The sequence below is a fragment of the Staphylococcus gallinarum genome (assembly GCF_029774255.1).
GTDB lineage: Bacteria > Bacillota > Bacilli > Staphylococcales > Staphylococcaceae > Staphylococcus > Staphylococcus gallinarum.
On record NZ_CP069082.1, the window covers coordinates 1,396,629 to 1,410,457 of the forward strand.

Below are 13,829 nucleotides of genomic sequence, written 5' to 3' on the forward strand. Positions count from 1 at the left end.
CGGAGGCAAAAATGATTACTGAAAAGTATTTTTGGAAATGTATATATACTTGGGTGAAATATCTCGACTATCAAGTGATACATCAAAATACTGATGATAGCGAAATTTGGTTAGTCAATGAGAAAAAGTCATCAATTGTCGTTTATAAATATGGAGCGAATTCTGCTCAAGAAGTACGATTCGATAAAAGTAGAATCCAAGATCATAAAGCAGATATTACTTCATTTTTAGGCTTTACACCAAATAAATATGAATTATATATTTTTACAGAAAAAACCTTTACCGATGAAAATCTAGATGAATATGAAGATACAAAATTTAGAGTTAAAATCATCAGAGATAATAAAGAAATTGATAAATTATTGCCAAATATAGCAATAAAAACAGTTTTTAATAGACAGAATAAACAAACTAAAACATTTTATAAAAATAGAGCTTTAAATACCAATCCAGTCGAAAAGCACATGGTTAAATTTTCACCTGTCACATACGCATTAATAGCGATTAATGTCATTATTTGGTTATTGATGTTTTTAATATTAAATCGATTTTCAGATTTTAAATTACTTGATGTTGGTGGATTAGTACACTTTAATGTGGTACATGGTGAATGGTATAGGTTGATTACCTCGATATTTTTACATTTTAATTTTGAACATATATTAATGAACATGTTGAGCTTATTTATATTTGGGAAAATTGTTGAGTCAATCGTCGGTCATTGGCGCATGCTTGCTATTTATATCATATCAGGTTTGTTTGGTAACTTTGCTTCTTTATCCTTTAATACAGATACTGTGTCCGTAGGTGCCAGTGGTGCAATTTTCGGTTTAATTGGTGCAATTTTCGCATTTATGTATATTAGCCAACGATTCGATCGTAAGGTAATAGGACAACTTCTGATAGTCCTAGTTATTTTAATTGGCTTGTCACTATTTATGCATAACGTCAATATTGTTGCACATATTGGAGGTTTTGTTGGGGGCGTATTAATCACATTAATAGGTTATTATTTCAAGGAAAATAGAACCCGTTTCTGGATATTATTAATTATAATATTAATTTTATTTATAGCTGCACAAATCAGAATATTTACTATAAAAGAAGATAATATTTATAACACAATTATCAAAAATGAAATGAAAGATAATAATTATAAAGAGGCAAAAGAAATGGTTCAACAAACAATCGAAAAGAAATATGCCGACGATGAAACATATTATTTAAAGGGACTCATTATTGCAACAATTGATTCTAAAGCAGAGGGTGTGGCAACATGGGAAAGAGGATTGAGTTATTTCCCTAACTCAGGTATTTTAAATTATGAATTAGCCATTGCTAATAGATCACTCGATGATAATGAAAAAGCATTGAAATACATTAAAAAAGCGCTTAAAATTGACCCATCAAATGATGATTACGTCAACTTACATAAAGAATTGAGTGATCAAGATGATGAATCATAATTTATCAACTTTTTATGATGTACAACAGCTATTGAAAAAATTTGGCTTCATTATTTACTTTAAAGATAAAAATGATATGTATGAAATGATGGAGCAGGAAATTCACTCTCTATTTCAATATAAATTAATATCTAAGGATGAATATTTGAAGTCTAGATTAATTATAAATCAGAGAAGGAATGAATAAATAGATGAAGAAGATTATATTAGCAGCAGATATTGGTGGAACTACTTGTAAACTAGGTATTTTTGACGAAAATTTAGATCGTATTTCTAAATGGTCAATTGATACGGATACAACTGATACTACAGGATATTTATTGTTGAAAAACATTTATGATTCATTCGTAGATGCAGTTGCAAAAACTGAATACAATTTTTTAGATGTGTTAGGTGTAGGAATAGGTGTCCCAGGACCTGTTAATTTTGAAACTGGAATTGTACATGGGGCAGTTAATCTCTATTGGCACGGTGATGTTAATGTGAGAGAAATTTTCCAACAATTTGTTGATTGTCCAGTGTATGTAGATAATGATGCAAATGTGGCTGCACTTGGTGAGAAACATAAAGGGGCTGGCCAGGGCGCCGACGATGTTGTGGCAATTACTTTAGGAACTGGATTAGGTGGAGGTATTATTTCAAATGGTGAAATCGTACATGGTCATAATGGTTCAGGTGCTGAAATTGGTCACTTTAGAGTAGATCATGATCAACGTTTCAAGTGTAATTGTGGCAAATCGGGTTGTATAGAAACTGTAGCATCTGCTACTGGTGTTGTTAATTTAGTTAACTTTTATTATCCTAAACTCACTTTCAAATCCTCAATCTTACAATTGATTAAAGACAATAAAGTTACAGCTAAAGCTGTGTTTGATGCTGCAAAAGCAGGTGACCAATTCTGTATATTCATTACTGAACGTGTTGCGAATTATATTGCTTATTTATGCAGTATTGTAAGTGTTACGAGTAATCCTAAATATATTGTTTTAGGTGGCGGTATGTCTACAGCCGGCTTGATATTGATTGAAAATATTAAGACTGAATATCATAATTTAACATTTTCTCCAGCTCAAGAAGGTACTGAAATTGTTCAAGCACAATTAGGAAATGATGCAGGCATCACAGGCGCTGCTGGATTGATTTATACTTATATTATTGAAAAGGAAGGTGTTAAATAATGGCTATTGTTGATGTTGTAGTAATCCCAGTAGGAACAGAAGGTCCAAGTGTAAGTAAATATATAGCTGAGATTCAATCTAAATTAAAAGAATATAAAGCAGCAGGTAAAATTGACTATCAATTAACACCAATGAATACTTTAATAGAGGGAGATTTAAAGGATTTATTAGAAGTTGTACAAGTCATCCATGAACTACCTTTTAACAAAGGCTTAGACCGAGTATGTACGAATATTAGAATTGATGACCGTCGTGATAAATCTAGAAAAATGGGTGACAAGGTAACCGCTGTTCAAAAGCATTTAAATGATGGAGGCAAATAAAATGAGAATTTCAAGTTTGACTTTAGGTCAAGTATCAACAAATTGTTATTTTATCGAAAGTGACCAACATACATTAATTGTTGATCCAGCAGGTGACAGTGATTTAATTTTTAAAAAACTTAATCAAATTAACAAACCTGTTAAAGCAATTTTATTAACACATGCACACTTTGATCATATAGCAGCATTAGACGATGTCCTTGCTAAATATGATGTTCCTGTATACATGCATAAGTCAGAATTTGATTTTCTAACAGATGTTAATAAAAATGGATCTGCAGCATTTAAACAATACGGTTTACCTTCAATAACAAGCAATGCACAACCCAAGTCACTTGAGGAAGGTGAATTCAATATTGATGATTTTAAATTTAATATATTGCATACACCTGGTCATTCTCCTGGTAGTTTGACATATGTTTTCGATGAGTTTGCAGTCGTAGGTGATACTTTATTTAATCAAGGTATTGGACGTACCGACTTATACAAAGGAGATTACGAAACACTCGTTGACTCTATTTTAGATAAGATTTTTGAATTAGATGATGACTTACCATTATTCCCAGGACATGGCGAATATACTACAGTTGCAGATGAACAATTAAACCCGTTTTTACACGGCTAAAAAATTAAATTAAATAAAGTAAAAAAGACACCTTCTACGTGTATATATGTAGGAGGTGTCTTTTTAATTGCAATTATTATTTAATAATATTTTAGGTAAAGCCCTAACAAGAAAAGCTTCAGATATTCATTTTATTCCTAGTGACAAAGAGGTGATATTGAAGTTCAGAATTAATGACCAATTTATATTTATTGAAACGATACATCAGACGTTATATCAAAAGTTACTGACTTTCATGAAATATCAAGCTGGTCTTGATGTAGCAAACCATAATACAGCTCAAAGTGGTAGATATCTATATAAATTTAAACAATTATATTATTTGAGGATTTCTACGCTCCCATTATCTTTAGGAAATGAAAGTTGTGTTATTCGTATTATTCCACAATTTTTTAGTGAACCTAAACGATCAAGTGAATTATTAGATTTATATAGGTTAATGAACAAGAAACAAGGTCTAATATTATTAAGTGGTCCTACTGGATCAGGAAAAAGCACCTTGATGTACCAATTAGTAAAGTATGCTAAAGATAATCTAAATTTAAATATAATTACAATTGAAGATCCTGTCGAAACTTTAATTCAAGGTATAACACAAGTATCAATTAATGAAAAGGCAGGGATAAACTATGCCTCTTCATTTAAAGCTATTTTACGTTGTGATCCAGATATAATTCTAATTGGAGAAATAAGAGATGCGACGATTGCAAAGTATGTACTTCAAGCTAGTCTTAGTGGTCATTTAGTGCTTACAACAATTCATGCTAGTAATTGTAAGGGTACATTATTAAGGTTGCTAGAAATGGGGTGCAGTGCTCAAGAAATACAACAGTCTATATTAGCAATCGTCAATCAACGACTTATTACAACAAATAAACAAGATAGGTTACTAATATATGAAACTTTGTCTACTGCAGATATTGAATATTTTTTCAATCATGAACAAAAGTTACCTGTAAATTTTGAAAGTCTCCATTATAAACTACAAATGATGTCCAAAGAAGGTGTGATTCGTGAAGAAATACTTGATCGCTATAGTTAACAAAGTTACGTGTAAATCAATGAATGATAAACAACGTATTGACTTTGTTAAGAGGTTAAACATTTTATTAAGGCATGGTTTTACTCTGTCAGAATCACTAACATTCTTATTTGAGCAAGTTGAATTAAAATCAAGCACTTTAAAACAAGATTTATATGCTTCGGTAAAGAAAGGTTTTGGTTGTTCCGAAATCTTTGCAATTTTAAAATTTCCCAAATCTATTATAATGCTTGTTTATTTTTCGGAAATTTTTGGAGATTTAACACTCTATTTAAATAATGTTGAAGATTTTCTATTACGAAATTATAAAATCAAACAAAATTTCTATAAGACGGTACAATATCCATTAGTACTTTTAAGTTTTTTTATTATCATGATTATGATTTTAAATTACACGATAATTCCAGAATTTAAATCACTATATTTAAATATGGGTGTCGAACTTTCTGTCTTACAAATCATACTTACTTCAATTATCTTTAATTTACCTTTAATTTTATTGTTAATTGTAATAATAATTTCTCTGATTGTAATATTGTCTATTTGTTATTATCGATCGTGTTCAGTTGCGAAGAAAATACAATTTATAAGGAAACTACCAATCCTGAGAAAACTATTTATCAGGTATAAAACATTTAGATTAGCTACAGAGTTTTCGTTGTTTTATAAAAATGGTATTTCTTTACAAAGTATTGTCGAAATTTATGCTAATCAAGAGAGTGATCCGTACCTTAATTACCTGTCAAATATCATTAATTTAGGTTTGCAAAAGGGATTAAATTTGAGTGATGTTTTAAAAGAGACCGGCTGCTTCGAACCTGGATTAATTAAGTTTATAAAAGCTGGGGAAAAGGAGGGGAAATTAGAAATAGAATTAAAACTATACAGTGAAATCATTATTTCGAAAATAGAAAAGCAATTACAAACAATTATTAAGTTTATCCAGCCAATAATATTTATTATTCTAGCAGGATTGATTGTCATACTGTACTTGGTAATTATGTTACCTATGTTTGAACTAATGCAAACTATAAAATAGTTTAGGAGAGCGATAACCAATGTATAAACAACCGAAATTTAACTATAAAGATGCTTTCACTTTAATTGAAATGCTTTTAGTTTTATTAATCATAAGTTTATTACTTATATTAATCATTCCAAATATATCAAAACAATCTAAATCCATACAGGAAACAGGATGTGAAGCGCAATTAAAAATGGTAGATAGTCAAATTGAAGCTTTCGCATTAAAATATAATAAAAATCCAGACTCTATTGACGATTTAATTCAAAAAGGATATTTAAAAGAAAATCAAAAATATTGTAAATCTGGTGCAACAATTACTATAAATAATGGTGAAGCTATTGCCAACTAGCAGAGCTTTCACATTGTTAGAAATGCTACTTGTACTAAGTATTATAACTACTTTAATTATGATTCAATTTAAATTTATACCAATGGAACGATTAGATAGCATTAATGACGAAAACAAAATCAAAAATTTTATTATGAACTTAAATTATATTAAATCCATAGCAATAAAAGATAATCAACCCATAACTCTTCTTATAACACCAAACTCAACAGATATTGTTATTTTAGAGCAATATCATGAGACACGAAAACTTCAATTACCTCAAAATGGCTATATATATTATAGAACCAACCTCAAAACAATTACTTTTGAAAAAAACGGAAACACCAATAAGTTTGGAAGTATATTTATCAATTTAAATGAAACGGTTTATAGAATTATATTTCATTTAGAAAAGGGTAGAATTCGTTATGAAAAAGTATAATCTTCATTCATCACTCTTAATTGATGCACTTCTTTCATTATCAATAATCACTAGCTTATGTTTGTTTTATTTCCCGATGTTAAATCATATGTTACATCAACTAAATCACCAACAAAATCGAATCGAAATGAAGCGCATCCTTATGTCAACTTTAGTAAAGAATCCCAAAACGAATGGAAACAGTACATTTAATATTTATCGATATCAAATCACAGGCCTAAATGGTAAATATTGCATTATTGACAAGGAGAGTCATGATGAAATCTGTATATCTCAAAAAAATAAATAGTTTTACATATCTTGAGTTACTCTTTGTATTACTTGTTATTAGTATCATATGTGCACTGATACCTATTTTAATTAAATCCGTTTCAACATTTAATAAAATTGCTGATTTTGATGATGCGGAATTAATTTATCTAGCGAAGGATCTTACAGATGATCAAGTCGTACATAATGCAAAATATGTTTCAATAAATGATGTAGGAAATACTTTGACTTTAAAGCAAGGAAATCAGATTATTACGTATCGTTTTAGAAATAACAAATTAATTAAGACCGTTAACCATTCAGGTAATATAACGATGATAAACAATATTCGCAGTGTATATTTTCAAAAAGTTAACAACGATTTTATCAAGTTAAAACTTAAACTTTATATTAAGGGGGAATTGATTGAAAGACAAATTTATTTTTAGATTAAATGGTTATTTGTATCCTTTTGTAATGTGGATTTTTGTGCTATATTTAACTCTAATTAGCGCGTATTCAGCGCGGTTTATCATTCAGCTGAAAACGTTAAATAATATAGAAAGCTATTATGATAGACAATTAAATAGTTTTGACAAAAAGGGCGATACAATTGAAAACAAATAAAAAAGCACCACTTATCTTTATTGGCTTTATGGGTACAGGTAAAACTACATTAGGGGAGTATATCGCTTCAAACGATGGCTTGAATTATATTGACTTAGATGAGTATATTGTAAGCCAAGAGCAACGTTCTATCCCAGAAATTTTTGATAAAATAGGAGAAACAGGTTTTAGGAATTTGGAGTTTCTTTATTTACAACAATGTATAGAACAATATGATGTAATTTCAACTGGTGGGGGTATAGTCGAAGGACTTGATGCATTTAATCTATTGAAATCAAGACATAATGTAATTTGGCTAGATTGCGACTTAAATATTGTTTATGAAAGAATCAAAAATGATAGTAATCGGCCTAATGCAAATAATAAAAGTTTTTTTGAATTAAAAAGCTTGTATTCCTCAAGGGTTTCAAGATATAATGAAATCGCATTCACCAAATTGAATAGTAATCAGCCACTTCCAGAGTTATATCATATAATTCAAGAAATGGTTTTATGCGAATGACCAGTATTAGAGAGAATGAATTGTGAAAAATACAATTCATCGCCGAAGGTGCAAGTTTAACGAAACTCTCAGGCAAAAGGATAATATTGTGACGCATTCCTGGAGTGTTTTAACAGGGTAGACTTAATGTCTATCCTGTTTTTTTAATATAAAATTAGGGGGTTTCTTCATGTCAAACGAATTAAAGCAGACACCGTTATATCAGACTTTTGTAGATAGTGGTGCAAAAATTGTAGAATTTGGCGGATGGGCTATGCCTGTACAATTCTCAAGTATCAAAGAAGAACATAATGCAGTAAGGCATTCAGTAGGTTTATTTGATGTAAGTCACATGGGAGAAATTTTAATAAAAGGTTCCGATTCAAAGCAATTTGTACAATACCTACTTTCTAATGATATGGATACGTTAACTTCATCTAAAGCTTTGTACACAGCGTTGTGCAATGAAAATGGTGGAATTATTGATGATCTTATTATTTATCAACTTGCAGATCAAACTTATTTATTAGTCGTAAATGCAGGTAATACTGATAAAGATTTTGACTGGATTAATGCTCAAGCAACAGAATTTGATGTTTCTGTAGAAAATGTTTCAAGTGAATATAGTCAGTTGGCTGTTCAAGGGCCTAAAGCACGTGAAATAGTTCAAGCTAACACAAATGTCGACATTTCTGAGATGAAGCCATTTGAATTTAAACAAAATGTAGAATTTTTCGAAAAATCAGTCATTCTTTCTCAATCAGGATATACAGGTGAAGATGGTTTCGAAATATATTGTAAAGCAGAAGATGCCAAATATTTATGGGATAAACTTATCGGTTTAGATGTTGTTCCATGTGGTTTAGGAGCTCGTGATACATTAAGACTGGAAGCTGGATTACCGTTACATGGACAGGATTTAAGTGAGACTATTTCACCTTATGAAGCTGGAATCGCATTTGCTGCAAAACCGTTAATAGAGGCTGACTTTATTGGTAAATCAGTATTGAAAGATCAAAAAGAAAATGGTTCTGAACGTCGTGCAATTGGTTTGGAAATGATTGATAAAGGAATTCCAAGAACAGGTTATGTCATTTTTGATTTAGACGATAATGAAATTGGGGAAGTCACTTCTGGAACGCAATCACCTTCATCAGGTAAGTCTATAGGCTTAGGCTTAATTAAAAGAGAGCAATTTGAAATGGGTAAAGAAATACAAATTCAAGTACGAAAACGCAAAGTGAAAGCTAAAATTGTGAAAAAGAATCATATAACAAAATAATAAAGAGGTGTTAACGTGAGTCATCGATATATTCCTTTAACTGAACAAGACAAAAATGAAATGCTAAAAACGATTGGAGCAAGCTCAATTAAAGAATTATTTGGAGATGTTCCAGAAGATATTTTATTAAATAGAGAATTAGATATTGCTGACGGTGAAGATGAAACGATACTGTCAAAGCGTTTGAATCGAATTGCTAAGAAAAATATCACCAAAGAAACACATACATCATTCCTTGGCGCAGGTGTATATGATCATTATGCACCATCTGTAGTTGATGCGATGATATCAAGATCAGAATTTTATACTGCGTATACGCCTTACCAACCAGAAATTTCTCAAGGCGAATTACAAGCTATTTTTGAATTTCAAACACTTATCTGTGAATTGACAGATATGGATATTGCTAATTCATCTATGTATGATGGAATAACAAGTTTTGCTGAAGCATGTATTCTTGCTTTCAACCAAACAAAAAAGAATAAAATTGTTGTATCTAAAGGGATGCATTATCAAGCGTTACAAGTGTTAAAAACTTATGTAAAAACGCGTGAATCATTCGAAATAATAGAAGTTGATTTAGATGGTACGATTACCGACTTAACTAAATTAGAACAAGCAATTGATGATGATACAGCTGCCGTTGCAGTACAATATCCTAATTTTTATGGTTCAATCGAGGATTTAGAGCAAATTAAATCATTTATTAGTGATAAAAAAGCTTTATTTATAGTGTATGCGAATCCATTAGCATTAGGATTACTGACACCTCCAGGTACATTCGGTGCCGATATCGTAGTAGGTGATACACAGCCATTCGGAATCCCTGCACAATTTGGTGGACCTCATTGTGGTTTCTTTGCTACAACTAAAAAGTTAATGCGTAAAGTTCCTGGAAGATTAGTAGGTCAAACCGAAGATGCCAATGGTAATCGCGGTTTTGTGTTAACGTTACAAGCACGAGAGCAACATATTCGACGTGATAAAGCGACTTCAAATATTTGTTCAAACCAAGCGCTTAATGCGTTAGCATCATCTATAAGCATGTCAGCATTAGGAAAGCAAGGTATATATGATATAGCAGTGCAAAATTTTGAAAATGCCAACTATGCCAAAGAACAATTTAAACAAGCTGGTTTTGAAGTATCTGAAGACACTTCATTTAATGAATTTACTGTGATCTTTGATAAACCAGTTAAAGATATTAATGATGCATTAGTTCAAGAAGGTATTATTGGTGGGTTTGATATGAGCGAAGTATCAAAAACATTAAGCAATGTAATGTTAGTTGCAGTTACAGAGCTTAGAACTAAAGCAGAAATCGATTTATTTGTTGAGAAAGCAGGTGAAATAAATGGTAGTAAGTAAATCTAGTCCATTAATTTTTGAACGTTCTAAAAAGGGACGTTATGCGTATTCATTACCTAAAAAAGAAATAAATACGTATGCAGTCAATCAATTATTAGATGATAAATTCATTCGTAAGAATAAAGCCGAGTTACCTGAAGTTTCTGAGCTTGATTTGGTAAGACATTATACTGAGCTTTCTAATAAAAACTTTGGTGTAGATTCAGGTTTCTATCCACTAGGATCATGTACAATGAAATATAATCCTAAAATTAATGAAAAGATTGCTAGAATTCCTGGTTTCGCTGAATCTCATCCATTACAAGATGAGTCACAAATTCAAGGTTCTTTGGAAATAATTCATAGTTTACAAGAAGAGCTTAAAGAAATTACTGGAATGGATGAAGTTACTTTACAACCTGCTGCAGGCGCACATGGTGAGTGGACAGCATTGATGATATTTAAAGCATATCATCAAAAAAATGGAGAATCTCATCGTGATGAAGTAATTGTTCCTGATTCTGCACATGGTACAAATCCTGCATCTGCTGCATTCGCAGGTTTTAAATCGGTAACGGTTAAATCAAATGAACGTGGCGAAGTTGATATTGAGGACTTGAAGCGAGTTGTAAATGAAAATACTGCAGCGATTATGCTGACTAACCCTAACACGTTAGGTATATTTGAAAAAAATATTATGGAAATTAGAAATATTGTACACGAAGCAGGCGGCTTATTATATTATGATGGTGCAAATTTAAATGCCATAATGGATAAAGTACGTCCAGGTGATATGGGCTTTGATGCAGTACACTTAAATTTACACAAAACCTTTACTGGTCCACACGGTGGTGGCGGTCCAGGATCTGGCCCTGTTGGTGTAAAAAAAGAATTGGCAAACTTTTTACCAAAGCCTATGGTGGTTAAGGAAAATGGCGTATATAAATATGATAATGATATTGAACATTCAATTGGTAGAGTAAAACCATTTTACGGAAACTTTGGTATTTATTTACGTGCTTATACGTACATTCGATCTATGGGTAATAAAGGCTTAGAAGAGGTATCAGAAGCAGCAGTATTAAATGCCAACTATATTAAAGCTAGATTAAACGAGCATTTTGAAATTCCATATCCACAATATTGTAAACATGAATTTGTGTTAAGTGGTTCAAAACAAAAAGAATTTGGTGTACGTACCTTAGATATGGCTAAAAGACTGTTAGACTTTGGTGTGCATCCTCCTACTATTTATTTCCCACTTAACGTAGATGAAGGTATGATGATTGAACCTACTGAAACAGAATCTAAAGAAACGTTAGATTATTTCTGTGATACGATGATTAAAATTGCTACAGAAGCAAAAGAAGATCCAGACAAAGTATTAGAAGCACCACACACAACAATTATAGATCGATTAGATGAAACAAAGGCAGCACGACAACCAATTTTAAAGTTCGAAGGATTACGAGCTGAGAAAGAATAAATACAGCCTAATTAAATATTAAGTCAAAGATTTATTATTAAATATGAGGACTAATTCATCACAGTGACTTGTTCTCATCAAGTATACATCTGACCAATGTCAACTTGATGGTGCATAGTTTAGCTGATGGATTAGTCTTTTTGGTTGTCCTGTGTAAAATTAGATAAATTATGTTTCTTTAGTTAATCTTATATTTTTATAGCGCACCGTCTATTTGCAACGTCTGGCAACACAAGTATATAAACATATGAGGTAAAATAAAAGGTTTGAAAAATTTTACAGTGATAAAAATATATAAATAAAAAACTGTCGACAAAACCAATGATTTCGTCGACAGTTTATAAAGCAACACTGTTATTTGTTAGCTATTTGATTATTTCTTAGATTTGATTTTTCCAGTCCATTTTTTGTAACCGCCTTTTAGCATATAAATGTCTTTATAACCATTTTTCTTTAACGTTCTAGCGGCACGGTAACTCGAAATACCATTTGCATCACAAAGATAAATTGGTTGATCTACTCTTAAACCTTGATATCTCTGTTTAAACATAGTAATTGGTATGTTTCTCGCTCCGTTGATATGGCCATAATCATAATCTACTTTTTCCCTTACATCAATAACTTGAGCTTTGCGTAAACCTTTATGGAATTCATTTTGGTTTAATTCTGTGACTGCTCTTTTATTAAGAAGATAATTAATTAGCATATATGCTATTATAATAATTAAAACTGCTAACGCTATAAACCAAAAACTACTCATCTTGCATCCTCCCTAATTAACCGATATTATATATTATAAGACTGTTAGCACAATTTATCAAAATATTTTTACTAAGTTTTAGAAGGTGTTGCAAACATACTTATAAAATCATTGAAAACGATACCATACATGTATAATAATAACAATTTTTGATAGGAGTTTTTTAGAGTGACTGAAACATGGAATTTTATCAATACGGGAAGTAATGATCCATTTTATAATATGGCTTTAGATGAGGCGTTACTTAATTTTGTTTCAAGAGGAGAAATTGATCCAGTAATTCGTTTTTATACTTGGAATCCTGCAACGTTATCGGTGGGTTATTTTCAACGATTAACTAAAGAAATAGACATAGACAAAGTAAAAGAAAAAGGTTACGGCATGGTTCGCCGTCAAACAGGTGGTAGAGGTGTATTACATGATAAAGAGTTAACTTATAGTGTAATAGTTCCTGAATCGCATCCTGAAATGCCTTCAACAATAACTGAAGCTTACCGAGTTATTTCTGAAGGTTTATTACAAGGGTATAAAGAATTAGGTTTAGATGCTTATTTTGCTATCCCTCGTTCAAAAGAAGAGCGAGATAAATTAAAGCAACCTAGAAGTGCAGTTTGCTTTGATGCACCGAGTTGGTATGAACTTGTAGTAGAAGGACGGAAAATTGCTGGAAGCGCACAAGTTAGACAAAAAGGGGTTATTCTCCAACACGGTTCATTGCTTCAAGATGTTGATGTGGATGACTTGTTTGATATGTTTATATTTAAAAACGAGCGTTTAAAAGAAAAAATGAAGAAAGCTTTTCTAGATAAAGCTGTTGCTCTAAATGATATTTCTGATAAGAAAATCACTATAGCAGAAATGGAAGTAGCCTTTGAAAAAGGATTTAAAAAAGGTTTAAATGTTGATTTCAAACCTTTAACACTAACTGAAGCTCAACAAGCAGAAGTGAATGGATTAATAGAAAAATATAAATCAGACGATTGGAATTATCGAAAATAATAAAAGTAGTTAATACAAACTGCTTATGAAAATAGGGCTAATCTACTTTTGTAGATTAGCCCTGATTCTATTTGTAGAATTTAATTCGTTTAGAACAACAATTAATGATTATCCTATTTCTCAGTAAGTATTGTCTATTGTTATATTCTATATAGTGATGTTTC

The 13,829-nt window shown here is 31.0% G+C and carries 16 protein-coding genes and 1 riboswitch; of the genes, 15 read left to right on the plus strand and 1 reads right to left on the minus strand.

Annotated elements, in window-relative coordinates:
* Positions 1 to 11 precede the first annotated feature (11 nt).
* The 14 genes from JN168_RS06560 (at position 12) to gcvPB (ending at position 11,906) form a co-directional block, all read left to right on the plus strand.
* Positions 12 to 1,466, plus strand: a complete 1,455-nt coding sequence (locus tag JN168_RS06560) for a rhomboid family intramembrane serine protease (protein WP_229367242.1) — start codon at positions 12 to 14, stop codon at positions 1,464 to 1,466.
* On the plus strand, positions 1,456 to 1,653 hold the full coding sequence (locus JN168_RS06565; RefSeq protein WP_042739023.1) for a YqgQ family protein: 198 nt from the start codon (positions 1,456 to 1,458) through the stop codon (positions 1,651 to 1,653). Before JN168_RS06560 ends, JN168_RS06565 begins: the two co-directional genes overlap by 11 nt.
* Positions 1,654 to 1,657: 4 nt before the next feature.
* On the plus strand, positions 1,658 to 2,644 hold the full coding sequence (locus JN168_RS06570) for a glucokinase (RefSeq protein ID WP_279526248.1): 987 nt from the start codon (positions 1,658 to 1,660) through the stop codon (positions 2,642 to 2,644).
* On the plus strand, positions 2,644 to 2,967 hold the full coding sequence (locus JN168_RS06575; RefSeq protein ID WP_042738585.1) for an MTH1187 family thiamine-binding protein: 324 nt from the start codon (positions 2,644 to 2,646) through the stop codon (positions 2,965 to 2,967). Before JN168_RS06570 ends, JN168_RS06575 begins: the two co-directional genes overlap by 1 nt.
* A 1-nt stretch (position 2,968) precedes the next feature.
* The gene (locus JN168_RS06580; protein ID WP_279526249.1) at positions 2,969 to 3,592 is read left to right on the plus strand and encodes an MBL fold metallo-hydrolase; all 624 of its coding nucleotides are present in this window, start codon (positions 2,969 to 2,971) and stop codon (positions 3,590 to 3,592) included.
* Between the two features lie 67 nt (positions 3,593 to 3,659).
* A complete protein-coding gene (gene comGA, locus JN168_RS06585; protein ID WP_229367240.1) occupies positions 3,660 to 4,634 on the plus strand; it encodes a competence type IV pilus ATPase ComGA in 975 nt (324 codons plus the stop codon).
* Positions 4,606 to 5,673 carry a competence type IV pilus assembly protein ComGB gene (gene comGB / locus JN168_RS06590; RefSeq protein WP_279526250.1) on the plus strand — a complete coding sequence of 356 codons (1,068 nt, stop codon included), beginning with the start codon at positions 4,606 to 4,608 and terminating at the stop codon, positions 5,671 to 5,673. The genes comGA and comGB overlap by 29 nt, the downstream gene beginning before the upstream one ends.
* Positions 5,674 to 5,692: 19 nt before the next feature.
* Positions 5,693 to 6,010: a competence type IV pilus major pilin ComGC gene (gene comGC, locus JN168_RS06595; protein ID WP_042738587.1), complete on the plus strand. Its 318-nt coding sequence runs from the start codon at positions 5,693 to 5,695 to the stop codon at positions 6,008 to 6,010.
* The gene (gene comGD / locus JN168_RS06600) at positions 5,988 to 6,434 is read left to right on the plus strand and encodes a competence type IV pilus minor pilin ComGD (protein WP_042738588.1); all 447 of its coding nucleotides are present in this window, start codon (positions 5,988 to 5,990) and stop codon (positions 6,432 to 6,434) included. The genes comGC and comGD overlap by 23 nt, the downstream gene beginning before the upstream one ends.
* Positions 6,435 to 6,691: 257 nt before the next feature.
* The gene (locus JN168_RS06605; protein ID WP_042738589.1) at positions 6,692 to 7,132 is read left to right on the plus strand and encodes a competence type IV pilus minor pilin ComGF; all 441 of its coding nucleotides are present in this window, start codon (positions 6,692 to 6,694) and stop codon (positions 7,130 to 7,132) included.
* A gap of 206 nt (positions 7,133 to 7,338) precedes the next feature.
* On the plus strand, positions 7,339 to 7,812 hold the full coding sequence (locus JN168_RS06610) for a shikimate kinase (protein ID WP_279526270.1): 474 nt from the start codon (positions 7,339 to 7,341) through the stop codon (positions 7,810 to 7,812).
* A riboswitch (glycine riboswitch) is annotated at positions 7,809 to 7,906 on the plus strand. It overlaps the preceding gene by 4 nt.
* 75 nt (positions 7,907 to 7,981) lie before the next feature.
* On the plus strand, positions 7,982 to 9,073 hold the full coding sequence (gene gcvT / locus JN168_RS06615; protein WP_279526251.1) for a glycine cleavage system aminomethyltransferase GcvT: 1,092 nt from the start codon (positions 7,982 to 7,984) through the stop codon (positions 9,071 to 9,073).
* Positions 9,074 to 9,088: 15 nt separating this feature from the next.
* Positions 9,089 to 10,441, plus strand: a complete 1,353-nt coding sequence (gcvPA, locus tag JN168_RS06620; protein WP_279526252.1) for an aminomethyl-transferring glycine dehydrogenase subunit GcvPA — start codon at positions 9,089 to 9,091, stop codon at positions 10,439 to 10,441.
* The gene (gene gcvPB / locus JN168_RS06625) at positions 10,428 to 11,906 is read left to right on the plus strand and encodes an aminomethyl-transferring glycine dehydrogenase subunit GcvPB (protein WP_279526253.1); all 1,479 of its coding nucleotides are present in this window, start codon (positions 10,428 to 10,430) and stop codon (positions 11,904 to 11,906) included. The genes gcvPA and gcvPB overlap by 14 nt, the downstream gene beginning before the upstream one ends.
* A 373-nt stretch (positions 11,907 to 12,279) precedes the next feature.
* Here gcvPB and JN168_RS06630 read toward each other — a convergent pair whose 3' ends face one another.
* On the minus strand, positions 12,280 to 12,666 hold the full coding sequence (locus JN168_RS06630; protein WP_042738594.1) for a rhodanese-like domain-containing protein: 387 nt from the start codon (positions 12,664 to 12,666) through the stop codon (positions 12,280 to 12,282).
* 168 nt (positions 12,667 to 12,834) lie between these two features.
* Here JN168_RS06630 and JN168_RS06635 point away from each other — a divergent pair, with 168 nt between their 5' ends.
* Positions 12,835 to 13,665 carry a lipoate--protein ligase family protein gene (locus JN168_RS06635; RefSeq protein ID WP_279526254.1) on the plus strand — a complete coding sequence of 277 codons (831 nt, stop codon included), beginning with the start codon at positions 12,835 to 12,837 and terminating at the stop codon, positions 13,663 to 13,665.
* Positions 13,666 to 13,829 lie beyond the last annotated feature (164 nt).

Excerpts from the sequence above, each read along its gene's own strand:
- JN168_RS06560 (WP_229367242.1), top strand. The coding sequence starts at position 12 with ATGATTACTGAAAAGTATTTTTGGAAATGTATATATACTTGGGTGAAA.
- JN168_RS06570 (WP_279526248.1), top strand. The coding sequence starts at position 1,658 with ATGAAGAAGATTATATTAGCAGCAGATATTGGTGGAACTACTTGTAAA.
- JN168_RS06605 (WP_042738589.1), top strand. The coding sequence starts at position 6,692 with ATGAAATCTGTATATCTCAAAAAAATAAATAGTTTTACATATCTTGAG.
- JN168_RS06580 (WP_279526249.1), top strand. The coding sequence starts at position 2,969 with ATGAGAATTTCAAGTTTGACTTTAGGTCAAGTATCAACAAATTGTTAT.
- JN168_RS06575 (WP_042738585.1), top strand. The coding sequence starts at position 2,644 with ATGGCTATTGTTGATGTTGTAGTAATCCCAGTAGGAACAGAAGGTCCA.
- JN168_RS06565 (WP_042739023.1), top strand. The coding sequence starts at position 1,456 with ATGAATCATAATTTATCAACTTTTTATGATGTACAACAGCTATTGAAA.
- JN168_RS06630 (WP_042738594.1), bottom strand. The coding sequence starts at position 12,666 with ATGAGTAGTTTTTGGTTTATAGCGTTAGCAGTTTTAATTATTATAATA.
- comGD (WP_042738588.1), top strand. The coding sequence starts at position 5,988 with ATGGTGAAGCTATTGCCAACTAGCAGAGCTTTCACATTGTTAGAAATG.
- JN168_RS06610 (WP_279526270.1), top strand. The coding sequence starts at position 7,339 with ATGGGTACAGGTAAAACTACATTAGGGGAGTATATCGCTTCAAACGAT.
- gcvT (WP_279526251.1), top strand. The coding sequence starts at position 7,982 with ATGTCAAACGAATTAAAGCAGACACCGTTATATCAGACTTTTGTAGAT.
- gcvPB (WP_279526253.1), top strand. The coding sequence starts at position 10,428 with ATGGTAGTAAGTAAATCTAGTCCATTAATTTTTGAACGTTCTAAAAAG.
- comGC (WP_042738587.1), top strand. The coding sequence starts at position 5,693 with ATGTATAAACAACCGAAATTTAACTATAAAGATGCTTTCACTTTAATT.